General features: G+C 69.5%; 28 protein-coding genes. 11 read left to right on the top strand and 17 right to left on the bottom strand.

From position 1 onward, the window contains the following. Positions 1–34 precede the first annotated feature (34 nt). From MK177_01655 to MK177_01675, 5 genes are read right to left on the bottom strand one after another with little or no spacing between them, the layout of a single operon-like run. A complete protein-coding gene (locus MK177_01655) occupies positions 35–901 on the bottom strand; it encodes an SDR family NAD(P)-dependent oxidoreductase (GenBank protein MCH2426018.1) in 867 nt (288 codons plus the stop codon). Positions 902–923: 22 nt separating this feature from the next. Then, a complete protein-coding gene (locus MK177_01660) occupies positions 924–2270 on the bottom strand; it encodes a mycothione reductase (protein ID MCH2426019.1) in 1347 nt (448 codons plus the stop codon). 16 nt (positions 2271–2286) lie between these two features. Beyond that, on the bottom strand, positions 2287–3363 hold the full coding sequence (locus MK177_01665; GenBank protein ID MCH2426020.1) for an acyl-CoA/acyl-ACP dehydrogenase: 1077 nt from the start codon (positions 3361–3363) through the stop codon (positions 2287–2289). 5 nt (positions 3364–3368) lie between these two features. Further along, positions 3369–4565, bottom strand: coding sequence for an acyl-CoA dehydrogenase family protein (locus MK177_01670; GenBank protein MCH2426021.1), 1197 nt, complete (start codon positions 4563–4565; stop codon positions 3369–3371). Positions 4566–4587: 22 nt separating this feature from the next. Beyond that, on the bottom strand, positions 4588–5856 hold the full coding sequence (locus tag MK177_01675) for an acyl-CoA dehydrogenase family protein (GenBank protein MCH2426022.1): 1269 nt from the start codon (positions 5854–5856) through the stop codon (positions 4588–4590). Positions 5857–5989: 133 nt separating this feature from the next. On the opposite strand from MK177_01675, the gene MK177_01680 reads away from it, so the two are divergent. From MK177_01680 to MK177_01710, 7 genes are all read left to right on the top strand, one after another. Beyond that, positions 5990–6202 carry an SDR family NAD(P)-dependent oxidoreductase gene (locus tag MK177_01680; GenBank protein MCH2426023.1) on the top strand — a complete coding sequence of 71 codons (213 nt, stop codon included), beginning with the start codon at positions 5990–5992 and terminating at the stop codon, positions 6200–6202. A gap of 142 nt (positions 6203–6344) precedes the next feature. Beyond that, positions 6345–6800 (top strand): OB-fold domain-containing protein, encoded by a 456-nt coding sequence (locus MK177_01685; protein ID MCH2426024.1) that lies wholly within the window; start codon positions 6345–6347, stop codon positions 6798–6800. A gap of 15 nt (positions 6801–6815) precedes the next feature. Then, a complete protein-coding gene (locus MK177_01690; protein MCH2426025.1) occupies positions 6816–8003 on the top strand; it encodes a lipid-transfer protein in 1188 nt (395 codons plus the stop codon). Between the two features lie 16 nt (positions 8004–8019). After that, positions 8020–8784 carry an enoyl-CoA hydratase family protein gene (locus MK177_01695; protein MCH2426026.1) on the top strand — a complete coding sequence of 255 codons (765 nt, stop codon included), beginning with the start codon at positions 8020–8022 and terminating at the stop codon, positions 8782–8784. Between the two features lie 12 nt (positions 8785–8796). Beyond that, on the top strand, positions 8797–9627 hold the full coding sequence (locus MK177_01700; protein ID MCH2426027.1) for an NTP transferase domain-containing protein: 831 nt from the start codon (positions 8797–8799) through the stop codon (positions 9625–9627). A 46-nt stretch (positions 9628–9673) separates the two neighbouring features. Further along, on the top strand, positions 9674–10648 hold the full coding sequence (locus MK177_01705; protein MCH2426028.1) for an LLM class flavin-dependent oxidoreductase: 975 nt from the start codon (positions 9674–9676) through the stop codon (positions 10646–10648). Between the two features lie 23 nt (positions 10649–10671). Beyond that, on the top strand, positions 10672–11472 hold the full coding sequence (locus tag MK177_01710) for a crotonase/enoyl-CoA hydratase family protein (GenBank protein MCH2426029.1): 801 nt from the start codon (positions 10672–10674) through the stop codon (positions 11470–11472). Between the two features lie 16 nt (positions 11473–11488). Here MK177_01710 and MK177_01715 read toward each other — a convergent pair whose 3' ends face one another. From MK177_01715 to MK177_01730, 4 genes are all read right to left on the bottom strand, one after another. Further along, positions 11489–12124 (bottom strand): hypothetical protein, encoded by a 636-nt coding sequence (locus MK177_01715; GenBank protein MCH2426030.1) that lies wholly within the window; start codon positions 12122–12124, stop codon positions 11489–11491. A gap of 39 nt (positions 12125–12163) precedes the next feature. Beyond that, positions 12164–12916, bottom strand: coding sequence for an SDR family oxidoreductase (locus MK177_01720; GenBank protein ID MCH2426031.1), 753 nt, complete (start codon positions 12914–12916; stop codon positions 12164–12166). A 73-nt stretch (positions 12917–12989) separates the two neighbouring features. Then, positions 12990–13634, bottom strand: coding sequence for an alpha-ketoglutarate-dependent dioxygenase AlkB (locus tag MK177_01725; protein MCH2426032.1), 645 nt, complete (start codon positions 13632–13634; stop codon positions 12990–12992). 175 nt (positions 13635–13809) lie between these two features. After that, a complete protein-coding gene (locus MK177_01730; GenBank protein MCH2426033.1) occupies positions 13810–14127 on the bottom strand; it encodes a hypothetical protein in 318 nt (105 codons plus the stop codon). A 167-nt stretch (positions 14128–14294) separates the two neighbouring features. Between MK177_01730 and MK177_01735 the strand changes: the two genes are divergently transcribed. Next, positions 14295–15470, top strand: a complete 1176-nt coding sequence (locus MK177_01735) for a hypothetical protein (GenBank protein MCH2426034.1) — start codon at positions 14295–14297, stop codon at positions 15468–15470. Positions 15471–15494: 24 nt separating this feature from the next. Here MK177_01735 and MK177_01740 read toward each other — a convergent pair whose 3' ends face one another. From MK177_01740 to MK177_01755, 4 genes are read right to left on the bottom strand one after another with little or no spacing between them, the layout of a single operon-like run. After that, a complete protein-coding gene (locus MK177_01740) occupies positions 15495–15836 on the bottom strand; it encodes a DUF2304 domain-containing protein (GenBank protein MCH2426035.1) in 342 nt (113 codons plus the stop codon). After that, positions 15833–16543, bottom strand: coding sequence for a glycosyltransferase family 2 protein (locus MK177_01745; GenBank protein MCH2426036.1), 711 nt, complete (start codon positions 16541–16543; stop codon positions 15833–15835). The genes MK177_01740 and MK177_01745 overlap by 4 nt, the downstream gene beginning before the upstream one ends. Positions 16544–16601: 58 nt before the next feature. Then, the gene (locus MK177_01750) at positions 16602–17531 is read right to left on the bottom strand and encodes a GNAT family N-acetyltransferase (protein ID MCH2426037.1); all 930 of its coding nucleotides are present in this window, start codon (positions 17529–17531) and stop codon (positions 16602–16604) included. A 7-nt stretch (positions 17532–17538) separates the two neighbouring features. After that, positions 17539–17895, bottom strand: coding sequence for a hypothetical protein (locus MK177_01755; GenBank protein ID MCH2426038.1), 357 nt, complete (start codon positions 17893–17895; stop codon positions 17539–17541). Positions 17896–17958: 63 nt separating this feature from the next. Between MK177_01755 and MK177_01760 the strand changes: the two genes are divergently transcribed. Further along, entirely contained in the window at positions 17959–18783 is an 825-nt protein-coding gene (locus MK177_01760) for a hypothetical protein (protein ID MCH2426039.1), read from the top strand. Here the strand turns inward: MK177_01760 and MK177_01765 are convergent. The 4 genes from MK177_01765 to MK177_01780 are packed head-to-tail and all read right to left on the bottom strand — an operon-like array spanning position 18741 to position 23879. Then, positions 18741–20138: a glycosyltransferase family 39 protein gene (locus MK177_01765; GenBank protein MCH2426040.1), complete on the bottom strand. Its 1398-nt coding sequence runs from the start codon at positions 20136–20138 to the stop codon at positions 18741–18743. The two genes, MK177_01760 and MK177_01765, sit on opposite strands and share 43 nt — an antisense overlap. Further along, on the bottom strand, positions 20135–21019 hold the full coding sequence (locus MK177_01770; protein ID MCH2426041.1) for a polysaccharide deacetylase family protein: 885 nt from the start codon (positions 21017–21019) through the stop codon (positions 20135–20137). Before MK177_01770 ends, MK177_01765 begins: the two co-directional genes overlap by 4 nt. Beyond that, the gene (locus MK177_01775) at positions 21019–22407 is read right to left on the bottom strand and encodes a hypothetical protein (GenBank protein ID MCH2426042.1); all 1389 of its coding nucleotides are present in this window, start codon (positions 22405–22407) and stop codon (positions 21019–21021) included. Before MK177_01775 ends, MK177_01770 begins: the two co-directional genes overlap by 1 nt. A gap of 2 nt (positions 22408–22409) precedes the next feature. Beyond that, complete coding sequence (locus MK177_01780; protein ID MCH2426043.1) at positions 22410–23879, bottom strand: NAD(P)/FAD-dependent oxidoreductase; 1470 nt, start codon at positions 23877–23879, stop codon at positions 22410–22412. A 94-nt stretch (positions 23880–23973) separates the two neighbouring features. On the opposite strand from MK177_01780, the gene MK177_01785 reads away from it, so the two are divergent. Together MK177_01785 and MK177_01790 are read left to right on the top strand one after the other, a co-directional pair. Then, positions 23974–25491, top strand: a complete 1518-nt coding sequence (locus MK177_01785) for a glycosyltransferase family 39 protein (protein MCH2426044.1) — start codon at positions 23974–23976, stop codon at positions 25489–25491. After that, positions 25488–26591 carry a hypothetical protein gene (locus MK177_01790; protein MCH2426045.1) on the top strand — a complete coding sequence of 368 codons (1104 nt, stop codon included), beginning with the start codon at positions 25488–25490 and terminating at the stop codon, positions 26589–26591. The genes MK177_01785 and MK177_01790 overlap by 4 nt, the downstream gene beginning before the upstream one ends. The last annotated feature ends 1 nt before the right edge of the window (position 26592 follow it).

A 26592-nucleotide genomic window follows, 5' to 3' on the forward strand; every position in this document is an offset into this window, starting at 1 on the left:
TCCCGGCGGCGTTCTACGGTCCAGGAGCGACGGTTCAGTCCAGGAGCGACAGCCCGATGCCCTGCTCCTGGGACGGGTTTCGGCGGCTCCGTATCTCATCATGGCGCCGTTCGATCGGCTCGAGGTGGTCGGGATCGGTGAAGACCCAGAACGTCTGGTCCCGAACGGCATCGTGCACCATGTCGGCCACCTCGGCCGGGTCCCTGGCGTTCTGGGCCATCCACTCCTGGACCATCTTCCGCCGTGCCAGATCCTCTTCGGACGGAGGTTCCGCCAGGGCGTCCACGAGGTGCTCCGGCCGGTTGCGATCGGAGTCGAAGATGCCGGTGGCCACGAAGCCCGGGCAGAGCGAGGTGACGCCGACCTTCGAGCCTGCGGCTGCCAATTCGTTGTGGAGGGTCTCGGCGATCGAGGACACGGCGTGCTTGGAGGCGTTGTAGGGCCCGATTTCCGGAAAGGACGTGTGTCCCGCCACCGATGCGGTGATGACAACGTGGCCGTCGTCCTGTTCCAACAGGCCGCCGAGGTAGACGTCCAGGCCGTGGATCACGCCCCAGAGGTTGACGCCCAGGACCCACTGCCAGTCAGCGAGCGTCCGCTCGACCATCAGCCCGCTACCGGCCACCCCTGCGTTCAGGCATATCAGGTGGGCAGCACCGAATTCGGCGTCCACTTCTGCGGCGAAGGCCCTGAAGGACCCGATGTCGGACACGTCACACCGGCCACCGAAGACCTCTGCTCCAGCCGCCCTGAGCTCGGAAACAGCCCTGTCCAGGGCGGCCTCCTCTATGTCGCCGATGGCCACCTTCATGCCCGCTGCGGCGAACCGGTGGGCGAAGGCCAGGCCCATGCCCGAGGCGCCTCCGGTGATGACGGCGAGCTTGCCGTCCAGGTCTCTCATGTGGGTGCTCCTGTTGTCGGGCTCAGAGGTCTAGCAGTGCCTGCTCGACCAGTTCGGGCATGGCGGGATGGATGTAGAGCTGGTCGTGGGCCATACGGTCCACGGTCAGCCCGGCAGCCATGCCCTGGATGAGTTGTTGAATCAGCGTCGGTGCCTGCGGTCCCACGATGTGCGCGCCCAGGAGGAGGCGGGTGTCGGGGTCGGCGAGCACCTTGGCGAAACCGGTGGTGTCCTCCATGGCCCATCCGTAGGCGGTGTCCGAGTAGTGACGGGTCGCCACGAGGTAGGGGCGGCTGGCATCCACGAGCTGCTGCTCGGTGTAGCCCACGCTTCCGATCTGGGGATGGCCGAAGACTGCATGTGGGGTGAACCGCCGGTCCACTCTCCGGAGGTCATCCGGGTCGGTGAGGTTGTGGGCCACGATCCGGGCCTCGGCGTTGGCGGTGTGCTTGAGCTGTCGGGGGTTGGTGACGTCGCCCAGGGCCCATACGCCCTCGGCTGTCGTGCGAAGGTGGGAGTCGGTGGTGACGTAGCCCCGTTCGTCGACGGCGATGCCGGCCCGGTCGACCTCGAGCAGGTCCCCGTTGGGCCGTCGGCCGGTTGCAACCAGCAGCTGGTCGGCCCGCAGGGTCGACCCGTCGGAGAGGAGGATCTCGTAGGTGCCGTCGTGGGCCAGTTCGGTGATCGTGGTTCCCAGGCGTACGTCCATCCGGTCGACGTAGGTGTCCGTCAGGCAACGCCTCACATCCGCGTCGGCGCCCCTCAGGAGCATGTCGCCGCGGTGCACGATGCTCACTCGGCTTCCGAGGCCGTCGAACACGTGGGCCATCTCGGCTGCTATGAAACCGCCCCCGAGGATTACGAGTCGCTCCGGCAGGTCCTCCAGGCGCATCACGTCGTCCGAGGTGCGGAACGGGGTACCGGCCAGGCCGGGTACGTCGGGCACTACGGTGCGGGCCCCTGCAGCCACCACGATTCGCTCAGCTGTGACCTCCCGGCCGGCCAGCTCCACCGTGCGCTCGCCGGTGAAGCGAGCGCTGTGCTCGTAGACGGTGACGTTGGCAAGCGAGTGGCGGTACTCGAGGCCGGCGGCGGCGATGGGGTCGATGCGTCCGAAGATCCGGTTCCGGATGGCATGCCAGTCGGCCCGCTGGAAGGTGGTGTGCACACCCAGGGCTGGCGCCCGGCGAGCCGATAGCGCCAGGTCGGCGGCATGGACGAGCATCTTGGACGGGATGCACCCGCGGTTCATGCAGGTTCCGCCGAAGGACCAGGGCTCCGCGATCGCCACGTCCCAGTCGTCGTGCTCAGGGCCGATGATCGAGTTGCCGGACCCGGCACCGATTATCAGGAGGTCGTGGTGGGCCATGTGGGGCTCCGGGTCGTCAGCGGGCCAGGAGGGCGCCGAGGTCGCGCAGGCTCTGGGTTCCGGCCCCGAGCGAGGTGGCGAGGTGCTTGTTCCAGAGGGTGTAGCGGTGGAGGGGATAGTCGGTGGCCACACCCATACCGCCGTGGCAGTGCTGCGTGGCGTGGGCCACGTCGGTGGCCCGTTCCGAGGCCCACCACTTGGCCACCAGCAGGTCCTCGGCTGCATCCACCCCGTTGGCAAGGCGCCATGCCGCGGACAGGGTGGCCAGCCGGATCCCGCCCACGTTCACGAACTGGTCGGCCAGGCGCTGTCCCACTGCCTGGAAGGTGGCGATGGGGCGACCGAACTGCTGTCGAGTGGAGGTGTATTCGGCGGTGATGGTGAGTGCCCTTTCGGTCACGCCCAGCTGGGTGGCGCAGACGCCGAGCCTGAGGTGGTCCAGGAGGGCGTCCACGGTCGTCCCGCCACCGAGCAGCTCGGCCGGCGTTCCGTCGAAGGAGACTTCCCATACAGGTTGTCGACGGGTGGAGGTTCCCTTGAGGAGGCCTATTCCCGATCCGGCGAGGTCCACGAGGACGCAGCGGGGGCCGTCCGGCGTCGATGTCGTGACCAGTGCCAGCGAGGCTGCGTCGAGATGCTCGACCACCACCTTGGTACCCCGGAGCGTCCCGCCGTCGAAGGCTGTGGACGGTTCGGCGAGCCGGTCGTTCAGGAACTCCTGGACGGCGACAGTCAGGACGGTGCGACCGGTGGCCACGTCGGGCAGCAGACGGCTGCGCTGCTCCTCTGAGCCGTGCCGGTCCACCATGAGGGCCGCCACCGAGGATGGGAGCAGTGGTAGGGGGGCGACGTGCTCCCCCTGGGTCCGTAGCAGCACTGTCAGGGCGACCGCGTCCAGGCCACCCCCGCCCACGTCGGTCCCGAGGGCGATGCCGAGGAGGCCGGCCTCGGCAAGGTCCTCCCAGAGGTCCCGGTCGAACCAGTCCCCGGCCGCCTCGACGGAGGCGTGGCGCTCCATGTCCAGGTGGTCGCCCATGATGCGGTCGGCCAGGTCTGCAACCGCCTGCTGGGCCTCCGTGGGGGTGAAGTCCATTGCGGCTACCCCCCGTCCGTCCGGCGGCGCTGCTGGCGTGGGAGGCCCAGGCCGGCCATGCCGATGATGTCGCGCTGTACTTCGTTGGTGCCGCCGCCGAAGGTCAGCACCCAGACGCTGCGGTAGGAGGCTTCCACGGTGTTCAGGATCGACGTGCCCGGCGAACCCTCCTTCAGGTGGCCGGTGGCCCCGATCACCTCGGTGATGAGCGTGTAGACCCTGTGCATCGACTCCGAACCGTGGACCTTCACCGCTGAGGAGTCCGCGGGGCCCATGCGGCCGTGGGTGTTCTCGGCGGCCACATACCAGTTGAGGAGGTCGAGGTGGCGGGCCAGGGCACGGCATTCGGCCAGCTTCACCCGGACCCATTCGTGGTCGATGACTCGTAGGCCGTCGGCGGCGGTCGTGTCCCTTGCCCAGGACACGGCGTCGTCGGTGATCCTGACCAGGCGTGCCCCGGGAAAGAGGGAGACCCGCTCGTGGTTGAGCTGGTCGGTGATGAGGCCCCAGCCGGCGTTGACCTCGCCGACCCGCATGGCATCCGGTACCCGGACGTCGTCGTAGAAGGTGGCGGTGGTGTGCGTCTGGCCGAAGGTCTCGAAGGGCTGGATGGAGAACCCCGGGTCGGTTGTGTCGACGAGGAACATGGTGATGCCCTTATGTGCGGGAGCGTCTGGATCGGTCCGGGCGGCGAGCCACACGTAGTCGGCGTTGTAGGCGAGGCTGGTGAACAGCTTCTGTCCGTTAACCACCCAGCTGTCGCCGTCCCGGAGCGCTCGGGTTCGCAGCGCGGCCAGGTCGGTGCCGGCATCGGGTTCCGAGTAGCCGATCGAGAAGTGCATCTCGCCGGCCAGGATCCGCCTCAGAAAGAAGTCCTTCTGCTCGTCGGTGCCGAACCTCCGGATGGTCGGCCCGACGGTGTTGGTGGTCAGGAACGGGATGGGACAGCCGGCAGCCTGGGACTCGTCGAAGAAGATGTACTGCTCGATGGGGGTGAAGCCCCTGCCGCCGTACTCGACCGGCCATCCGACCCCCAGCCAGCCGTCGGACCCGACCTGTCGGATGAGGGCCTTGTAGTCGTGGTTCTCGGCAAACTCCGCGCTGGAGACACGGCCCTTCACCTCGGGCGTCATCAGGTCGCCGAAATATGCCCTGAGCTCAACCTGCAGGGCCTTCTGGTCGTCGGTGAGGTCGATGAACACTTGTCCGGGGCGCCGTCGGTGGTCAGTTCCGGGGGATGTCCTGCCAGGCGGCACCCTTGAACGGGTCTGGCTCCCTGGGGAGCCCAAGGACCCGTTCCCCGATGATGTTGCGCTGCACCTCGTCGGTCCCACCGGCGATGCTCACCCCGGCGGCGCTGATGCAGAAGGCGGACCAGCGTGCCGACGCCGCCGAAGCCGGATCCCCATCCCCCCAGGCCTGGCCGGCCGTGCCGACGATGGCCATGGCCAGGTCCCGCGAGCGGCGGGCCAGGATGGCCCCGCTGAGCTTGGCTATGGAACCCTCAGGGCCCGGTACTCCTCCGGCAGCGACCGTGGCCCGTATGCGCTGGCCGATGTAGTCCTTGATCTCCTCGTGGACGTACAGGTCGGCCAGGCCCTGGCGGATTACCGGATCGTGGGACCGGCCGAGTTCCCGGGCCAGCATGGTGAGCTCCGGGCATCGCTTCGCGTTCAGGGCGCCACCGCCGGCGCCGATCGAGACACGCTCGAACATGAGCATCGAGACCGCCAGGTTCCAGCCCTGGTTCACCTCCCCGAGGAGGTTCCCGGCCGGGATCCGCACGCCGGTGAAGAAGACCTCGTTGAAGCCACGCGCTCCGGAGATCTGCACGAGCGGTCGGATCTCGACTCCGGACGATCGCAGATCCACGATGAACATGGAGAGGCCCTGGTGCTTGGGCAGGGTCGGATCGGTCCTGGCCACCACGATCCCGAAGTCGCAGTAGTGGGCTCCCGAGGTCCACACCTTCTGACCGTCCAAGATCCACTCCTCGCCGTCCCGGACGGCACGGGTGGAGAGCCCGGCCACGTCGGACCCGGCACCCGGTTCGGAGAACATCTGGCACCAGATGGCATCGCCGCGGATGTTGTCCGCGAGGTAGACGGCCTTCTGCTCCTCGGTGCCGAACTGGGCGAGCATGGGCAGGCACATGCCGTGCGAGATGGACAGGGGAGCGTTCGGTAGCCGGTATCCGGCCGACACCCTGTCGAACACCTCCTGGTGGCGGCGGGTGAGGCCCGCTCCGCCGAAGATGGCCGGGTATGTCAGGCCGGCCAGGCCGGCATCTGCCAGGGATCCCTGGAAGGCCCGGGTCCGGAGGAGTGCATCCGCCTCGCCACCCTGGCCGTCACCGTCCTCGCCGGTGGGATCGCTGATCCTCCGGCAGTGTGCGTCGAGGAACTCCTCAACTCGTGTCGGGAACTCGTCGTCACCGGCGAGCTCGAGGTCTGCACTGTCTCCGGAGACCTGTGCCATATCCTGTCCGCCCACAACGGCGACGGTACCGGTCGCCGATCGCGGGCTCGTCATCCGGCCCGGGCATCGCTGGGGCCGCGGGGCGGCTCCGATGACTCACGTCACAAGCTGGCGATGTCAGGTCGGTGATCCGACTACCGTCGGTCCGATGACCCTGGTTGCAGGCAAGGTGGTGATGGTCACGGGAGCGGGGAGTGGCATCGGCCGTGCCGCATCGCTCCTCTACTCGGCCGAGGGCGCCTCCCATGTGGCCATCGTGGACCGCGACGGGGCGGGGGCCGATGCGACCTTCGATCTGTTGAGGTCGTCGGGCGGCTCGGGCGTCGTGTACGAGGTCGACGGTGGGGGGATCCTCCGCTGAGTGGGCTGGTGGGCTCCGGATCCCGCTGGGGAACATCGGGCTCCGGGCCCCGCTGGGAACCGACGGCTACCACGGCCATAGGATCGGGCGTCACCGGACAGGATCCAGCGACCTGTCCTGGAAGAGGATCCCCGGAGCGTCCATGACAGTGACCACCAAGCAGCGGGTGCCCGCCATCGAGGGGTTCTTCACGCTCGGCGAAGAACCACACCTGATAGGTGGTCGTATGGTCGATTCCGGCGGCTACTGCTTTCCACTCCACCTCGGCGGCGCAGATCCCCACCATCCGGCAGCCGCGGTCGATGAGGTGCTGCTCAGCCGGGTCGGCCGCATCTGGTCCTTCACCAACAGCGCCTATCCGCCACCCCCACCGTTCATCCTCACAGAGCCCTACGTGCCGGTGGTGGTGGCCGCCGTCGAGCTGGAGGTGGAGCGGATGGTGGTGCTCGGCCAGGTGGCCCCCGGATGGACCGTCGAGGACCTGGAGGTGGACATGGAGGTCGAGTTGGTCCTCGGGGTGCTCTACGAGGACGATGAACGCGAGTACCTGACCTGGCAGTGGCGACCCGTCGGACTGTCGGCCGACGGCCGGGTCTGAACGGAGGCGACGCCGATGGATGAGATCGCCGTCCTCGGGGTGGGGATGCACCCGTGGGGCAAGTGGGGCCGCAACTTCGCGGAATACGGGGTTCACGCCGCCCGCGAGGCCCTGGCCGACGCTGGGGTGGACTGGCGGGACGTGGGCTTCGTGTCCGGTGCGATCACCGTGCGGTGCGGCTATCCCGGCTATGTCGCCGGCTCAACGTTCGCTAGGGCGCTCGGCTTCACCGGAGCCCAGGTGGCCAGCTCCTATGCGGCGTGTGCCTCGGGCGCGACCGCTCTGTCGGTCGCCAGGGGCCAGATCCTCTCCGGTGCCTGTGACGTAGCGCTCGTCGTGGGCGCCGACACCACCCCGAAGGGCTTCCTGGCTCCTGCGGAGGGCGACCGACCGGACGACACGGACTGGCTCCGGTTCCACATGGTGGGGGCCACCAACCCCGTCTACTTCGCGCTCCACGCCCGCCGTCGCATGGCCCTCCACGGGGCCACTCCGGAGGACTTCGCCCTGGTGAAGGCCAAGAACAGCCGACACGGCGTCCACAATCCCAACGCCCGCTACCCCAAGGAGTACGGGGTCGAGGATGTGGCCAACTCGCCGGTCGTCTCCGACCCGCTGCGCCTGCTGGAGATCTGCGCCACCAGCGACGGCGGCGCGGCCCTGGTGGTCAGCTCGATGGACTACGCCCGCTCCCGTGGAGCGGGCGACCCGGTGAGGGTGGCGGGGCTGTCGACGGTCACGCCGACCTATCCCGACACCGTCATCGACCTGCCGTACCTGGCCACCGACTCGGCCGCCGGATCAGAGGCCGCGGAGTTGGGCTTCAAGGAGTCGATCGGCGCCAGGGTCTACGAGGAGGCCGGCCTGGGTCCGGTGGACGTGGACGTCGCCGAGGTGTACGACCTGTCCTCGGCCCTCGAGCTGGACTGGTACGAGCAGCTCGGGCTCTGTGAGGTGGGCGGGGCCGAGTCGCTGCTGCGCTCGGGCGCCACGAGCATCGGTGGACGGATTCCCGTGAACCCGAGCGGCGGCTTGGGGGCGTTCGGCGAGGCGGTTCCGGCCCAGGCCATCGCACAGGTCTGCGAGCTGACCTGGCAGTTGCGGGGACAGGCCGGCCATCGCCAGGTGGAGGGGGCACGGGTGGGCGTGACGGCCAACCAGGGCCTGTTCGGCCACGGCTCGTCGGTGCTTGTACGCCGCTAGGAGGACGGAGCGACCCATGGCCCTGCACGAGACGATCGACGATGGCGTGGCGACCATCGTCATGGACAATCCGCCTGTGAACGCCCTGGGCATCGCCGACACCTACGCCCTGGCGGATCTCCTGGATGGATACCGGCGTCGCGACGACGTCCGGGCGGTCGTCCTGACAGCCGAGGGCCGGGGCTTCTGTGCAGGGGTGGACATCGGGGAGATCCAGGCAATGGATGGCCACGAGGGCCTGGTGGAGGCCAACCGTTCCTGCTTCGAGGCCTTCCGGGCCGTCTACGAGTGTGCGGCTCCGGTGGTGGTGGCCGTGAACGGCTTCTGCCTCGGGAGCGGGATCGGGCTAGCCGGCAACGCTGACGTGGTCGTGGCCGTCGAGGGTGCCGGGTTCGGCCTCCCGGAGGTCGACAACGGTGCCCTGGGTGCCGCCACCCACCTGATGCGGCTCGTCCCCGCCCACCGCGCACGCTGGATGCTCTACAGCTGTGAGCCGGCCACGGCCGAGGAACTCCACGCCTACGGCTCGGTGCTCCGGGTGGTTCCGGAGGACGACCTCCGGGATGTGGCCATGGAGCTGGCCGGGGTGATCGCAGCCAAGGATCCGATGGTGGTCCGGGCAGCCAAGGCCTCCCTGAACGGGATCGACCCGGTGGACGTCCGTCGCAGCTACCGGTACGAACAGGGCTTCACCTTCGAGCTGAACCTGCTAGGCGCCGGCGACGCTGCACGCGAGGCGTTCCTGCGCGGCGACCGGGACCGCAGGGCCGCGGCCGACTGAGCAGGCTGAAGCGTGTCCGACGCGGCTCTGGTGGTTATGGCCGGCGGCCTCGGGACCCGCTTCGGCGGGGTCAAGCAGCTGGCCGAGGTGGGCCGGGCCGGCGAGGCGATCCTGGACTTCACGATCCGGGACGCTCTGGCGGCAGGTGTGGTCCGGATCGTGGTCATCGCCCGTTCCGACATAGACGAGGACCTGAGGCGCCACCTCCGGACCCAGCACGGCAGTGGCCTGGATCTGGAGGTCGTACACCAGGATGCCTTCGGGCCTCCCCGGGCCCGGCCCTGGGGCACGGGGCACGCTGTGGCTGGAGCGGCCTCGCTGCTGGACGGCCCCGCTGTGATCGTCAACGCGGACGACTACTACGGGGCGACCGGCGTGGTCCGTGTGGCGGAGGCCGTCGCCTCTACCGGGAGCCGGGCGGTGATGCTGGGTTTTCCCCTGGCAGGAACCTTGCCCGACTCGGGGCGGGTGTCCCGCGGGGTGTGTCGCCTGGGGGCCGACGGCCTGCTCGAGGGGCTGGTCGAGACGCATGGCATCGGATGGGAAGGCGCCACGATCACCGCGTTGGATCCGTTCGGCGACCTGGATCCGACGACGCCGGTGTCGATGAACATATGGGGCCTGCCCTTGCATGCCGTGGAGCGCCTCGTCGGGCAGTGGGACGAGTTCCACGCCGTGAACTCCGCGGACCCCACAGTGGAGTTCCTCCTCCCCGAGGCGTTGGCCGGCCAGCACCGGGAGGGCTCCTTGGACATAGCGGTACTGTCCACCGACGAGGAGTGGATCGGGTTGACCAACCGCGAGGACCTCGAGGTGGTCCGCGCCGCCTTCGCAGACCTATGACCGGCGCGGCCCTCCGTTCCTCGAGCCGACTACCGGGAGGCCCGGGGTGTTCTTGCTCCGCTTCGACCTGAGGATCCCACCCTTCGTGGAGGGCCTCACCCCGGTCGCCCAGTACGGGGAGATGCTGGAGATGGTCCGATGGGCCGACGATCGGGGCTTCGCCGGGGTGGTCCTGTCAGAGCACCACGGCTGCGAGGACGGTTTCATTAACGCGCCGCTGGCTGTCGCCGGAGCGGTGCTGGGTGCGACGAGGAACCTGTTCTGCTCGGTGTCGGCCCTCCTGCTGCCGCTCCACGACCCGCTCCGGGTTGCCGAGGACATCGCCGCTCTGGACCTCCTGGCACCCGGGCGCCTCAACGTGGTGGTCGGCATCGGTTACCGGGAGGCAGAGTTCGAGATGTTCGGAAGGGACAGGAGCCGTCGGGGGGCCGATGCCGAGGCCGGCATCCGGACCATGCTCCGGGCGTGGGAGGGGGAGCCGTTCGAGCTGGACGGCCGTACGGCTTGGGTGACCCCTAAGCCGGCGTCGGATCCCCGCTCCCTGCTGGCCGTCGGGGGCTCGGTGGTGGCATCGGCTCGACGCGCCGCCCGGTTGCACCTCCCCTTCATCCCGGCCGTAGAGGACCGGGAACTCCTCGACGCCTACCTCCTGGAATCTGAGGCCTGCGGGCACGGCTCGCCGTTCTGCATGATGCCGAGCGGGGCCGGGCTGGTCATGGTCACGCGGGACCCCGATGCCCTGTGGGACCGGATAGGCCCCAACCTCCTGTACGACGCCCTTTCCTATGCCTCGTGGCAGTATCCGGACCAGCGGACGAGTTGGAAGGTGGAGGCCGACGACGTGGAGCAACTTCGGGCGGGCGGCCAGCACCTCATCGTGACTCCGGAGGAGTGTGTGGACCTGGTGTGTGCCGGAGGCGCCGTCGTCCTCCACCCGTTGTGCGGTGGCATAGATCCGGCCGTCGGATGGGAGTCCCTGCACCTGGTGGTCGACGAGGTCATGCCGGCGTTGGCCGGATGACCACCGGTTCTCAAGGAGGAACGGTGCCTGACCTGCTGATGGAGAGAGAAGGACCGGTCGTCACCCTGACCATGAACCGGCCGGAGAGGCGCAATGCCATGACGCTGGCCATGTTCGCCCGCCTGGCTGATGCCTGGGACGAGATCGATGCCGATCCCGACGTCAGGGTCTGCATCCTGACCGGAGCCGGTGACCACTTCTCAGCCGGCATGGACCTGCGAGCCATGGCCGGCGACGCCGGCGACAGCGACGACTACGACGTGAAGGGCCGGATGGAACGGGACGGATCGGACTGGATCTACGACGGCCTGCTCAAGACGCGTCATCCCCGGGTGCCGGTGATCGCAGCGGTGGAGGGCAACGCCATCGCCGGGGGTACGGAGATCCTGCAGGGGACCGAGATCCGGGTGGCTGGAGAGAGCGCCACCTTCGGGGTGTCCGAGGTCCGCTGGTCGCTCTATCCGGGCGGCGGATCGGCTGTACGGCTGGCCAGGCAGATCCCCTTCACCGAGGCCGCTGACATCCTCCTGACCGGGAAGCACGTGACGGCAACCGAGGCGCGGGCCCTCGGCCTCATCGGCCACGTGGTACCGGACGGGACGGCGCTGGAGCGCGCACGCGAGATCGCGGTGACGGTGGCGGCCAACGGCCCGCTGGCAGTGGAGGCGGTTCTGCGCACCCTCAGGGAGACGTCGGGGATGACCGAGGAGGAGGCCTTCGCCTTCGAGCTCCCGCTCATCCGGTCGGTCTTCTCCTCCGAGGATGCCGGCGAGGGCCCGCTGGCCTTCACCCAGAAGCGGGCGCCCGACTACAGGCGGCGCTGACTGGCAGGCCGGATCCTCAACGGTCGAAGCGTCCTGCGCCCCGCTCCATGCCGGGAAGGGACGTCTGGAACTCGAAGCCCGCCGTTGCGGCGTCCCGGAGCACCATCTGCTCGCACTCCGTCCAGTCCAGGGCCCGGGTTCCGGGCACCCCCTGGTTGTAGGGGGCGTCGAACAGGATCACCCGGTTGCCGGTCTCCCGGAGGGCCTCGACGTTGTGTGGGGCGTCGTCGACGTACAGGTCCGCCCCCACCTCGGGCTTGTCGCCCATGAAGCAGATGTCCCGGTACGGGATGCGTACCCGGTCCAGCCATTCGACGGTGTCGGCGATGGCCGTGGCGTGTCCCCAGTTGACGTAGAGGCGATGGGTGATGACCCGGATCCGGACCCCGGCGTCGGACAACCTCCAGAGGGACTCGGCTGCGCCGGCGATGACCGGCATCCAGCGCAGCATGCGGTGCTCGGTGACGGCGAGGTGGTGGAGGCGTTCGAACTCATCGGCCGAGAGCCCCCATTCGGCGAAGTCCCATGAGCGCTCCAGGGGCAGCGAGGCTTCGTCGACGCCGAGCTCGGAGGCGACCACCGAGCGGAAGGCGGCGGTGTAGTCGCCGCACACCCCGTCCAGGTCGACGCCGAGCACGTACGTGCGATCCATAGCCGAGACGGTAGTTCGAACAGGTCGCGCAGGGCCCGGTCAGCCGGCGGTGAGGCCTCCGTCCACCGGGATGATGGCGCCGTGGATGCGGCTTGCCTCGTCGGAGGCCACGAAGGCGATGACATTGGCCAACTCTGCCGGGTCGGCCATGTCCCTGAAGCCGATGTAGGGCTGCATCAGGGAGAAGTCGAGGTCCTTCGGCATGGAGTAGTTGCGGGTCATGGCCGTGTCCACGCCCCCGGGGGCGATGGCGTTGATCCGGATCGGCTGCTTGATGAACTCCATGGCCAGGGCGCGGGTCATGTTGACCACCGCTCCCTTGGTCGCCGAGTAGGTGACCGTGTAGGCCTGTCCCATCAGGCCGGCGTTCGACGCGATGTTGACGATGTTGCCGTGGGTCTCGAGCAGGTGGGGGATGGCGGCCTGACAGCACCAGAACACCCCGGACACGTTGACGCCCAGCATCCGGTTCCAGGTCTCCTCGGTAGCGTCGGCGACGTGCTCGCTCCAGGCCACCCCCGCGATGTTGGCCAATACGTCGAGCCGCCCGTGGGAGGACACGGCCTCGTCGACGGCGGTCCTGCAGCACCCCCGGTCCGACACGTCACCTACCGTCGTGGTCATGTTCCCGCCGGCGTCGGCCACCTCGGCGGCTACGGCGGCCAGACCGTCGCCGTCGCGGTCGAAGCCTGCGATGGCGGCCCCGTCGGCGGCCATGAGGAGTGCCGTTGCCCTGCCGATCCCCGAGGCCGCACCGGTGAGCAGGGCCACCCTTCCGTCGAATCGACCCATGGCGTCTGCTCCCTGTTCTCCCCGGCGGCGTCTCGTTCCGTGACGGGGACCGTAGCGGTCGGGATCCGCCCGTTCAGAGGCGGGAAGCTTCCAGCCTCCGGCCCGTCGGGCTGTCTACGACGGCTGGATCGAACTCCCGTCCCCGTGGGCAGCGGAAGGCGACGCTGACCCGGGCCGGGGCATGGGATGCCTTGGGTACGGAGTGCTCGAAGCGGTGCTGGGTCGGACCACCCATCACGAGCAGGTCGCCCGAGACGAGGTTCCATGCGTGCGATGGCCCACCTCCGCGGGGCCGGACCCGGAACGTACGCGGGCCTCCCAGGGAGACGAGTGCCACAGTCTCGTGCTCGGCACCGGGGCGGAAGCGGTCACCGTGCCAGGCCACGCTGTCGTTGCCGTCACGGTAGAGGTTCGCCCAGCTGGCCGTGAACGCCTGATCGTAGTGGTGGGCCAATCGGGCGGCCATCCGGCACAGCGGGGCAGATGGCCTGGCGATCCCCGTGCTGAGCCTCGGCTCGATCACCTCGCGGTCCACGATCCAGCGGCTGTGTGAACGCCAGTCCAGGGTCCCCAGCAACTCCAGGTGGAGGTCGTCGGCACCGGCAGCCCACCTGTCGACGTGGTCGATCCAGCAGTCGCCGTCGAGCATCGTCCTCCGGACCCGGTCGGTGATCTCGGCGAGGGCGAAGGGCAGGGTGCCGAAGAGGGTGGCCTGCATCACGGAGACGAGCCTAGTCGGGGCCGAACAAGTGTTCGACTACGGTTCTTGATCTGAGATCTGGTGGAAAGCGACCTCCAGACCCGGGACCTGCAGGCAAGCGAGCTCCATCCCTGGTGGAAAACGACGAGGGCCCCGCCGCCCGGAGGCGACGGGGCCCTCGTTCAGGCTTGGGTCAGCGAGCCAGACCCCTGCCGAGAGCGGAGACCGCAGCGTCCTTCACCGGTATGAAGGCGCAGATCGCCAGCGCGGTCCCGACGTCGGAACCGAAGTCGCCCATGCCGAGGATCTCGGTCGAAGCCCCGTAGCCGAAGCCACCCACCTCGCTGACCACGACGAACAGATACGCCCAGATCAGGTTCAGGTTGGATCCCACGACCGGAAGACCGCTCAGCATCGAGCCGACACCGACGGTGTCGAGGATGCTGTTGAGCACGGCCAGAACACCCTGGAAGATCATCGCCAGGACGATCAGGGTGAGAATTGTTGACATCATTGGATGGGTACCCCTTTGGTTGAGAGACGGACCCTGCCTCCGGAGTTCCGGACCGGGCCGTTGAACAGAACGCTAAATGAAATGCCACGGTACATCGCGGCAATCCGTAACCTATTCGCAACATCCACTGAGCGAAAGGCCTATCGCACTATTCTTCCCGCCCGATGACCGGCCCGGCCCGAAGCCCCCGCCGGAGCGCCGCCCGCCTTCTCTGGACGGCGGTCACGGTCCTGGTCCTGGCCAGCCTCCTGGCACCCGATGTCGCCGACCGGTGGGCTGACACGCAACCCGAGGGCTGGCGGCGCGACGTGGCCGGTGGGTGGGCTACGCCGGCGGGTCGGATCTCACGGGCCCTGGCACTGGACGAGCCGCTCGAACGGGTGCAGGGAGTATTCGATGGGACCAAACCCACGGTGACCTTTGCCCCAGCGATCAGGGAGTTGGATGCCGCCACGCCATCGTCGATTCTCCGACCTGCGGAGGCAAACGGGCAGGTGGAGGTTCCGGACCTGGAGGTGCCACCGGAACCCGGCGTGACGACCACCGACCAGTCGGGTAGTGCCGCGCCGGCTGGGAGCGTCGACCAGTCGGGTAGTGCCGCGCCGGCTGGGAGCGTCGACCAGTCGGGTAGTGCCGCGCCGGAAGAGCCTGCCGGACCGTCGGACACCGTCGCCCCGCGCAGGGCCTCGGCAGGGGATCCCCTCCGGATCCTGGCGGTGGGCGACTCTCTGATGCTCGACCTGCAGTGGGGCATGGAGCGGAATTTTGACCGGCGACCCGACGTGCTCGTGGAGGGGCGTGGCGCGCTCGGCTTCGGGTTCACCGTGCCCCACTGGGACTGGGACGACGGCGTGCTGGTCGACTACGCCGTGCTGGTGGCCGAGGTCCGACCCGACGTGGTCGTCGTGATGATCGGTGCCAACGAATTCGAGGGGTACGTGCTCGATGGCGAGGGGCTGGTGCCCGGGTCGGAGCGCTGGGCCAGCGTCCTGGCTGAACGGGCAGACGAGGCCATGGCCCGATGGCGGGCCGACGGCGCCCACGTCTACTGGTGGACCACCCCCCGGATGCGGGACCCGAGGTTCCTCACCGACTCCCTGAACGCGATCTGGGCGTCGACGACAGCGGCCTGGGGATCCGGGGCCACCGACCTGGACTCGATGGACGTCCTGGGTGACGAGACAGGCGCCTACCGGGACCAGATGGTCGACGAGGACGGTCGGACGGTCGCGCTCCGCAAGGACCACGGGGTGCACTTCCACGAGGTCGGCGCCGACCTGCTGGCCCGCCAACTGGAGGACCGACTGGTGGGCGATGGTTGGTTGATGGCGGGGGGCTGACCGACGGCCTCAGCCCGACGTCCGCTAGTCGCCGTAATCCGACCCCTTCAGCAGGGCGAGTTCCTCGGCCAGGGCCCGGATCCGCTTCTCCATCCGGGACAGCTCGTAGGAGAAGTGCATGGTGAGGAGCAGCAGGAAGCCGATGGCCAGCAGCAGGAAGAGGGTGGGTTGGTACCAGATTCCGAGTTGGTCGGCCGCCCTGTCGAGGAGGGTGGGAACCGAGGCGGTGACGGCCAGAACCAGGCCGACCGTCAGCCAGAGCACGGTGTACTTGGCCTTCAGGACCTGACGCCTGACGAGGCGCACGATGACCACCACGGCGATGACGGTGAGGCCCGCCAGCAGGGCGTGGGTCTGCACGGTCACGACGCGAGCCTCCGGACACGTCCGCGGTCAGTCCCGCCGGCGACGAGGACGATCAGGAGCCGGACGAAGTGGTAGGCCAGCCGGAGGTTGCGGTTCGACGCCCTCCCGCCAGCCCGGTCGTGCATCACGACCGGCACCTCCCGGACGGTGAACCCCCGTCGGACGGCCAGGACGAGGGCCTCGACCGACTCCATGTACTCGGCCGGGTACTCGGTCGCGAAGAGCTCCAGGACGGGACGTCGGAACGCCCGGAAGCCCGATGAGGTGTCCGTGAAGTTCTGCCGGCAGATCCATGTGACGAGACGGCGTAGTAGGGCCATGGCCATGCCACGGCTCCGGCCCACCCGGTAGCCCCGTTCGCCGATGAACCTGCTGCCGATGACCATGTCGGCATCCGCCAGGCCAGCCAGCAGCACCCCGACCTGTGTGGCGTCGTGCTGGCCGTCGGCGTCGAACTGGTAGGCCTGGTCGTAGTCCTGCTCCACGGCATACCGGAATCCGAGCCGCAGGGCGCCGCCGATGCCGAGGTTGAAGGGCAGGCGGAGGCAGGTAGCGCCCGCCGCCCTGGCGACGACAGCCGTGTCGTCCGTGGACCCGTCGTCGACCACCACGAGGTCGTGGTCCGGATTGTGTCCGGCCAGCTCGGCCAGAACCTCGGGGAGGGCGTCGGCCTCGTTGAAGGCGGGAATGATCACCGCGGTGCGCACCCCGCCACGGTACCGCCCACTCCGGGCGGCTGATCCAGGCGACCCGTCGGTCGGCGGATCAGTAGGCGTCGAAGTCCAGGAACTCGAACGATGTGAGCAAGATGCCGGCGTCGCCGATCGGGGAGCCCCCGTCGTCGGTGAAGCGGTGCAGTATCAGCTCCAGCGGGCTGGGCTGGAGGCGCCGCGGAATGCGCGGGCCGGTGAAGTGGACGCCGTGGTTGGCTCCCCAGTGGAGAACGAACGGAGTCCGGTGGTGGGCGGCCAGCGCTGCGGCCAGCGGCCCGGACGGTAGCGGGCCCGTCGCCGGCCGACGGAGGAGCACCTTGAGCAGGACGGCGACCCGGACCGGACCGGCCCGGGCGGTTGTGCTGACCAGGAGGACGTCCCGGCCGATGTGGAGGACGTAGTCGGCACCGGGCCGGGCGAGGCGCCAACGCAGGAGCTCGGCGTTCCAGACGGTGGCGTGGCCGGTCGACGGGGAGCCGGTGGGCGCCGGAAGGAGCTCATCGAGGCGATCGCCGGCAAGCAGGCCGTCGTCCACCCCGAGGTGGGTGAACTGCTCGCTGCCGGGCCGGGGAAGCAGGAGTCGTGCCGGCAGCTGGGCCAGCTCCTGCCATCCCATGGTCTTCACCATACGGGGGGCTGACTCGGTGTTAGCCACCCCGAGGATGCCGTCCAGCCCGGCGGCGGCCCCGGCCCGGTAGCTGGCCTCCACCGTCCGGCGGTAGGTCCCGGTTCCGCGGGCATCGGGATGCACGCAGAGGTCCACGCCGAGGCCGAGGCGGAGCGTCCGGCCATCGGCCGCCAGTAGGCGGATGGGGATCAGGGCATAATTTCCCACCTGCCTGTCGTCGGCGTCGACCCGACCCACGGCCGCCTCGCCCTCCGGGTTGGCCTGGTAGTACCACTCGAGGTGGTGGCGGCCGATCGGCGGATCGAAGCCGAACACGTCGTTGAGCAGCGTGACGGTGGCCCGTAGGTCCTCCACTGCGACCTCAGCGCCCGCGACGCCGGTCCATGACGTGGAGGCCGATCGCCACGATTACGAGGGTGGTGCCCAGCATGAGACGGAACGCGGCCCGGCCCCCACAGTCCACGGTGGTGGGGGCCATCGGGTCGTCGGCCTGCGGGCGGGGCGTCGAGTAGGCGTCGGCGGTGGGACGGTCCTCGACGAAGGCGCCCACCAGCGGAGTACGGCAACCCAGCTCGGGGGTGGACTCGAACGAGAAGGGAGCGCCACCTGGAAGCGGTCGGGTGAACGGGGCCACGGCGATCCAGAGGCCGAGTACCAGTAGGGTCAGGGCGGTCCACCGGCGTCGGGAGGACCTTCGTCGGGTGGGGGACCGGTACATGGGGTGCCGAGCCTACCGGGGGCCTCCGGACCGGTCGTCGGCGCACCGGTACCCTCGGTCTCCATGTTCTCGGGCCGCAACGTCGACGATCCCGCCGCAGGGCCAGGGGTGGGTCGTTCCGTCCTCCGGAGGTGGTTCCCCATGGTCGTCCTCCTGCTGGCGATCCTCCTCTCCCTGTTAGTCGCGACCACCGGTGGCGCCGATCGCCTGCGGGTGGTCACCATCGGGGACAGCGTGGCGTTCGATGGCGATCCGGGGATCCGTGCGGCCCTGGAGGCCACAGGCGCCGCCCGGGTCGACACCAGGTCGTTCGGTGGGGTGGGCCTGCTGCGACCCGGGTTCGACGACTACCTCGACGACATCCTGGACGGCGGACCGGAGGTCGTGGTCGTCATGTTGGGAGGATGGGACCTGGACGGGCTCGTCGCCGACCCCGCCGCCTATGGACGGCGTCTGGACGACGTGGCCGACCGAATGGCCGGGCGAGGGGCCACCGTGCTCTGGCTGGGAATGCCACCCGCTCCTCCGCGCGAGGGAATCGAAGCGGCGCGCCGGGTCGCCAACGGACAGTTCGCTGCACTGGCCGGGCGTCGTTCCGACGTCCGCTACCTGGACACCGGGCTGGCTCTGGGAGGCCCGGGCGGTGGCTTCGCCCGGTTCCGGGTAGGCCTGGGAGGAACGGTGGTCCAGGTGCGCAAGGTCCGTGGCGGATGGGACGACGGCCACCTCTGTCCGGGGGGAGCGGCCCTGCTGGGCGACCTGGTGCTCGGCGCCCTTCGGGCCGACCACGACATCGGCGATCCGTCGGAGCGGTGGTGGGAGGACGCCTGGACCAGCGATGCCCGCTACGACGATCCGCCCGGGGGCTGCGACGCGTCTGTCGACTGAAGCGGTTGTACCGGCTCCGGCTGGCGCAGGTCCACCAGGGCGTCGACGGCGACGGCGGCAAGGATAACGAGGGACGTCTCGGCGGCCGTCCGGTACCTGGTGGTGCCGAAGGCCGTGGCGGCCGTGAACGTGGCGATCGGAATCCAGGCGGCTAGCACAAGCAGGGGTCCTCGCCGTCGGCGGACCAACTCCATGCCGGCAACTGCCAGCGGCACCAGGACGACGAACTGGGCCAAGCCCAGGAGCGACACGGCCATGGACCTGCGATCCACGTGCACGTCCCGCCGGAGCTGGCCGATGGGTTCGTAGACGCCCCACATCCGGCCGATCCGGACCGGGACCACGACGCTGAGCAGGCGTGAACGGTTGGCGGCGATGTAGGCGGAGGCCCGCTCCCGTACGACCATGTCGCGCTCGTACTCGCCCAGGACCTGACCCTCCGGACCGTACGGCGGTGGGTTCCCGCACGAGATCTGCCAGTACCCGAGGTCCGGTCCGTAGTACGTCTGATCGCAATTGGCCTGGACCAGCACGGTGCCGATCCCATTGGAGAATAGGACCGGGGCGTCGTAGGTGGTGATGTTGCGTATGAACCAGGGCGCGCAGAGGAGCAGTGAGGCGGCCCCGCAGAGGGTGTAGCGCACCACCTTCTCCCGCCATCCGAGCTGCGACCGCAGGAGGATCACGGCGGCGACCACCGGGAGGAAGAGTGCCAGCTCGGCACGGGTGAGGGCCGCCAGGCCGCCCACCAGGCCCAGCAGCAGAGCGGCGCATCGGGTGGGTTCCCGCCAGAAGCGGACACCGACCAGCATGGTCGCCGCGGCCATGGCGATGGCCGCCGTCTCGGCCATGAGCAGGCCGTCGTTGACCCAGATGAAGGCGTACCCGGCGGTGGCGGTCGCCGCCAGCAGGCCAACCCGTTCGGACCGGACCTCGCGACCCAGCAGGCCCATCAGGACGATGGCGGGGGTGCCCAGGGCGACCGACACCACCTGTTGCTGGAAGACCGTGGTGAACCCGAGGAAGGAGAAGGCACCCAGCAGCATTGTCCAGACGGGTGGATGCCCGGCGGTCGGCTCGAGGTGGCCGATCGGCGTCTCCACCACGATCTCTCCCGAGTCCAGGGGGACGACGTCGACGGCACCGAAGTAGTGGCGGAAGGGTTCGGGGAAGCCCAGGCCGTCGCTAAAGAGGTTGGATGCCAGGTGGTAGCCGGCAGCGTCACCGCTGAGGGGGTTGTCGGCGGCGATCAGGAACAGGTGGGCGAGGCGGACGAGGAGGCCCAGGACGGTGAGGGCGGCCAGTCGTCCGCCGAAGGTGGTGGGGAGCCGGAACGTGCTCCGCCGGGAACTCACCGTCCGCGGAGCCGGCCGTTGGCCCAACGGGCGACCGGTCCGAGCTGAGGTGTCCGGGTCGGATCCACCTCCGGAAGGTCCCGACCGGCGAGGGCCGCCGCCACCTCGCAGAGTGGGGGAGCCACCGGCTCCTCGAGGAGGCGACGAACCTTGCTCTCCATGCGTGACCGTCGCAGCCACGCGATCCGGCTGGCCAGCATGCCGATGTGGTCGTGCAGGTGGAACGCCTCGTCGGAGTCGAACTCCCAGGGATGGCAGTAGGCCCACAACGCCTCCTCCGGAGCTGCCCGCCGGAGGCCGATCCGACGGACTGCCGCCGGTAGCAGGCGGAGGTACGTGCCCCCCAGGTAGGGGATGTCCAGGCCGCCGAAGCCCACCATCGGGCACGGGAGCTCCAGCGGGCCGCCCGACCACCGGAACGGGCGTCGGGGCAGGCCGGCCCAGCCGTAGAGGGGGCTGGGTCCAGGCAGCACGCTGGATGAGTAGGTGAAACCGGCCTCGGCGATGAGGGGAACAGCCCAGGCCGACGCCGGGACCAGCGACATCATCGGGGCCCGGTAGCCGGAGACCTCCTGTCCGGAAAGGTCCTGGAGCAGGTTACGGCCCCGCCTGATGGCGGCGAGGAACTCCGCCGGTCGCTGCGTGGGAATCGGGACGTGGGACCAGGAGTGGAGTCCGATCTCGTGGCCTTCGCCGGCGGCCCGCCTGACCATCCCCGGCCGCCGCTCCGCCAGGTCGCCGACCACGTAGACCGATGCCCGGACATCGGCGGCGGCCAGCAGGTCGAGGACCTGGTGGGTCATGGTGACCACGCGTTCCGGGAGGTCGGGGGTGGGCCGGAGGTCCTCGACGTCCATGGTGATGGTGACGGCGGGGGGCATCAGGCGAGCCTATGTACAGCGGTCCGGCGGTCCCGGAAGCGGCGGATCGCCACCGCGGCCAGCAGCACGAGGACCACGTCCGTGGGGACCCTGTAGCGGGTCGCCCCGAGCGTGAGGGCGGCGACCAGGGTGCCGACCAGCGGGATGGCCAGGAGCGGTAGGAGTCCCTGGCCCCGTCGCCACAGCCACGCGGCGCCAGCCGCGGCGAGGGGAACCGAGGCGTAGAACTGCGCCAGGCCCAGGACCGAGAGCCGGAACTCCCGACCTTCCACGAGGATGTCGGCGCGCAACTGCTGGATCGGGGCGTAGACGCCCCAGAACCGTCCTACCCGCTTCGGGACCACGTGGGTGACGAGGCGGCCCGGATGGTCGGTCAGGTAGTCGAGGCCCCGCTGCCGGTACACGAGGTCGCGTTCGGATTCGTCTCCCGGCGTGCCGTCGCTGCGGAGTGGCTGGGGGAGGCCGCACTCGAATTCCCAGGAGCCCTGCTTGTCCCCGTAGTAGGTGGCGTCGCAGTTGGTCTGGGCCAACAGGATCCCGGTGCCGTTGGTGAGCAGCACGGGCTCCTCGAAGGTCCTCATGTTTCGGACCACCCACGGTGCCAGGACCGCTCCGGCTATCAGCCCGATGGTCGCGTAATGCATCAGCCGGCGTCGGTGGTCGATCCCGGGTGACCGCAGGACCGGCCACGCCAACACGGGCAGGGCGAGCAGCACCTCGGCGCGGACCAGGGCCGTCAGGCCGCCGACCAGGCCCAGCAGGAGGAGCCACCGTCGGTCGGGCGACCGCTGGACCAGGACGGCGCATCCCACCAGGAGGGCGGTTCCGGAGACCACCAGGCTCTCCGACATGACCAGGCCGTCGTTCAGCCAGAGGCATGCGTGGACGGCGGCCAGCGCTGCGGCGACCAGCCCGGTCCGGGGTCCGTCCAGCATCCGGCCGGCCCAGCCGACGGCGGCGATCCCGGCTGCCCCGACAATGGCCCCGAGCATCTGGTGGGCGGTCACGCCGGTGAAGCCCAGCATCGAGGCGAACCCGAGCACCACCACCCACAACGGAGGGTGGCCGGCGGTCGGTTCGACGTGACCGACGGGCAGCGCCGTGTTGGCCGTGGTCCCGATGGTCGAGGGATCGGCTGCGAACAGGTACTCCTGGGCGCCACCGTGGAGGTACCGGTAGGGCTCGGTGAAGCCCAGGCCGTCGGCGAGGAGGTTCGCAGCCTGGTGGTAGTAGACGCCGTCCCCGGACAGCGGGTCGCCCCGCTCGACCAGCAGGACGTAGGCCACCCGCAGGATGAGCCCCAGCGTGACGATGATCGAGAGCCTGCGGGCGAAGTCCCGGTCGCGTCTGGCCACCGCCTCGCCGGGGTGGGTGGAGGGGAGCGACACGGTCAGCTTCCGACAGCGTCGGTCGGCCGGAGCTCCTCGTGGTAGTCCTCCTCCACGTTCACCTGCCAGATGTCGTGCGAGGCTCCGAGCAGGTTCTCGACGGTCAGCATGGCGGTGTACATGGAGTGGTCCTGGTTGTTGTACCGGTGCATGCCGTTGCGACCCACCGGGTGGACGTTGCGCGCATGGGCTTCCAGCCAGTCCCGGAGAACCGCCACGTTGGCCTGGTAGTTGGCGTCGTACATCGGATACGCCTTCGCCATCCGGACCACGTAGCCGGCCTCGACACGGTCCGGGTCCAGGAGGCCGAGTCGCTCCATCTCTACCTTCCCACGCGACACCAGGTCCTCGTCGGTGGCCGTCCAGAGGTCGTCGCCCTCGTCGACGAAGTACTCCAGGCCCAGGCAGGTCCTTCCCTCCTTGACGAGGTGGGGCGACCAGCGGCCGAAGTTCTGGACCCGTCCGACCCGTACCTCCGGGGAGTGGATGTATATCCAGTTGTCCTCGAAGCCGTCCTCGTCGGGTATCACCAGCGCCACGGTGAGGAAGTCGCGGTAGCCGATGCCGTCAGCCGCCAGGCGCACGTGGTTGGGTATCGGCGGGTCCATGGCCAGGAGGAGGTGGGGGAGGGGCATCGAGGAGATGACGTGGCTGGCCGGGAACACGGCCGGGCCGTCGGGCCCGTCCGCCTCCACCTGGTGGGCCAGGCCGTCGGCGTGTCGAATGCGGCGGACCGGGTGCTCGAGGAGCACCTCGGATCCCTGGCCTACGACCAGCTCGTGGCACCGCTCCCACATCATCCCCGGTCCGTACCTCGGGTACTCGAATTCCTCGATAAGGCTGGTGATGTCCTTCTGGTTCCGGCGGGGCATCAGGGAGTTCAGGACGGCGCTGAACAGGGAGAGGTTCTTGATCCTCTGGGCGGCCCAGTCGGCCTGGATCTCGTCGGCGGGCACCCCCCAGACCTTCTCGGTGTAGGTCTTGAAGAAGGTGCGGTACAGGCGCCATCCGAAGCGGCTGGCGGTCCACCCCTCGAAGGAGGTGAGGTCGCGGGGCGGGCGGATCCGGACCCAGACGTAGGAGAGCACGCAGCGGACGGCCTCGAGAACACCCAGGTTGCGGAGGGCGTTCATGGCCCGCAGCGGGTAGTCGTAGAATTTGCCCTTGTAGAAGATCCGGCTCATGCGGGGTCGGACCAGGAAGTCGTCGGGCTCCAGGATCTCGTGCCAGAGGTCCGACACGGCACGGACCTTGGTGAAGAACCGGTGGCCCCCGATGTCGAAGCGCCAGCCGTCGCGTACGGCTGTTCGGCTGATGCCGCCTACGACCGTGTCGGCCTCCAGCACGGTGGCCAGGACGCCTGCCTTCCCGAGTTGGTAGGCGGCGGTCAGCCCTGCCGGCCCGGCGCCGACGATTACCGGCTGCAGGTGGTCGGGTGACGGTTCGCGGCGGGTGTACGGGGGCGTGCTCATCTGTGGGAGGGAGAGTCCGGACCGGCCTGGCGACGATCGGGCACGGACCGAGCGTACCGGACTCCTCCCGGGACCGAAGGTACGCTCCTGCGCCGTGGAGGAGGCCGCTCGGACCCGCTGGATCGTTGCCATGGTGGCCGTCGCCGTGGTCGGCGGGCTGGTGCTTCGCTTCCTTCCGGCGTCTCCCATGTGGCTGGACGAGGCGATCTCGGCCTCCCTGGCCGAGGAGGCCCGTCGTGGCTGGTCGCCCCTTGTGGAGGCCCTCCGACACGACGGACACCCGCCGCTCTACTACGTCCTTCTGGCCATCTGGACCACCGTGTTGGGCGACGGGGATGTGGCGGTCAGGTCCTTCTCCGGCGTCCTCGGCGTGGTCTCGCTGCCGCTGGTGTGGATGGTGGCCCGTCGCCACCTCGACCGTACGGGCGCCCTGCTCGCCCTTGGGGTGATGGCATCCAGCCCGTTCGCCATCCGGTACGCGACCGAGGCCCGGATGTACCTGCTGCTCCTGGTCCTACTACTGGCGGGACACCTCGTCGTCGTCCGTGCGTGGGCGTCACCGTCGACCGGCCGCCTCGCTGGGGTCGCGGCGGTCGCCGCAGCGCTGCTGCTCACGCACTACTGGTCGCTCTTCCTGATGGCGGTGGTCGGGGTCGGCCTCCTGTTGGTCGGACGTCGCAGGGACAGGGAGCGGGCATTCCGGTTGGCCGGAGCCCTTGCCGCCGGCGGCGTGGCCTTCCTGCCCTGGCTGCCGGTCTTCCTCGACCAGCTGGCCCACACCGGTACGCCGTGGTCGCCTGCGCCCCGCCCCACGGTGGTGGCAGCCCTCACCCTCGAGGCCTACGGGGGTGGTCGGGGCTCGGAGGCGCTGCTGGTCGCAGTCGTCCTGTCCGTCCTCGTCGTCCTCGGTGTCGGAACCCGTAGTGGCGCCTCCGGCGCACTGGTCGGCTGGACGGACCGGGGTTGGCTCCGGGTGGCCGTCGGCATCGGGCTGGCGACCATGCTGCTGGGAGCTGCCGTAAGCCTGGCCACCGACACCGCCTTTCAGGGGCGCTACGGGGTCTTTGCCCTGGTGCCGGTGGTCCTTGCTGCTGCAGTGGGCCTGCGGCACCTACCCGGTACCGGATCCGTGTTCGTCCTGGCGCTCCTGGTCCTCCTCTCCGGAGTCTCAGTGGCCCGCGAGCTTGGCCGGGACCGGACCCAGGTGGGGGTGGCTGCCCAGGCGATCCTGGACGATGGCGCTGCCACCGACGTGGTCGTGTTCTGCCCGGACCAGTTGGCGCCGGCAGGACACCGCCTGTTGGCCGATCGCTTCGTGACCCTCTCCCACCCGATGCTGGACGACGGTCGACGGGTCGACTGGGCGAACTACGCCAGGCGGAATGCGTCGGTCGACGTCGCCTCGGTGGCCGACGGGATCGTGCTCCGGGCAGGACATGGTGCCACGGTTTGGCTGGTCTGGATGGACGGGTACGAGACCATGGGTGGACAGTGCGGGGATCTCCGCCAGGCCTTGGTGGAACGCCTGGGTCGGCCCACGAAGGTGGTCCGTGCCGATGGCGATGCCTTCGACGATGCGGCCAACCTCTCGCGCTTCCCAGGTCGTCCGTGACCGGAGGTCGAGTCCGGCGGGCGAAAGACGACCTCCTTGTCGTCCTGCCCGCGTGGACGACGGCTCGGCTGCTGATCGCCGCGGCGTGGATCGCCGTCCACCTGGCGGGTGCCCGGGCGGACGGCGGTCCCCGACCGTCGACCCGCGGCCTCCTGGCATGGGATGGCGACTGGTACCAGTCGCTCCTCGTCCACGGCTACGACGGCGTGCCGACCGAGGGAGTGCGGTTCTTCCCTGGATACGTCCTGCTGGGACGCCTCGCCGACGCTCTCCTTCCCGGCGGGCCGGCAGTGGCCCTCATCGTGGTGGCGAACCTCTCGGCGCTACTGGCAACGCTGCTGCTGCATCGCCTTGTGATGGCCGAGACGGGTGACAGGGCCACGGCGCGTCTGGCGGTCTGGGCGCTCTCGCTGTTCCCGTCGGCATTCGTCCTTGCCTGGGCCTACGGGGAGGGCCTCTTCCTGGCTCTGGCGGTCGGCGTGCTCCTGTCGGCCCGACGGGAGAGGTGGTGGTTGGTGGCCCTCCTGGCGCTGGCTGCCGGGCTGGTCCGCCCCACGGGGGCCCTGTTGGCCGTGCCGGTCCTGGCAGCGGTGTGGCGCCCGTCCACGGGGTCCGGTCGGCTCCCTGAACGGATTGCCGCCGTGGCCGGCGGACCCATCGGTGTTGGCGTCTTCGTGTGGTGGGCCTCGGCGCACTTCGACCGGGCATTCATTCCGCTGAACGTGCAGCGAGAGCTCCGCGGCGACCCGGTGAACCCGTTCCGTCGGCTGCTGGACGGGGTCGGTGACCTGTTCGGGAGCGAGACGATGGGCGATGGACTGCACGTCCTTGCCGTAGCCGCCCTGCTGGTCCTCTTGGTCGCGCTGGTGCGGTCGTGGCCGCGACGCTACGGCGCCTTCGCCGCGGCGTGCCTCCTGGTGGCGTTGGCAGCCGACAACCTCAACAGCATCGAGCGCTATGCCCTGAACGGGGTGCCGTTCGTACTCGGGGTGGCCACCCTGGCCGCACGTCCCCGCCTGGGCCCGCCTGTCATGGTCGTCTCGGCGATGGCGATGGTGTCGCTGGCGGCCATGGCCTGGTGGGGGTCCTACGTCCCGTGAT

The organism is Acidimicrobiales bacterium (assembly GCA_022452145.1).
Taxonomy (GTDB): Bacteria; Actinomycetota; Acidimicrobiia; order Acidimicrobiales; family MedAcidi-G1; genus UBA9410.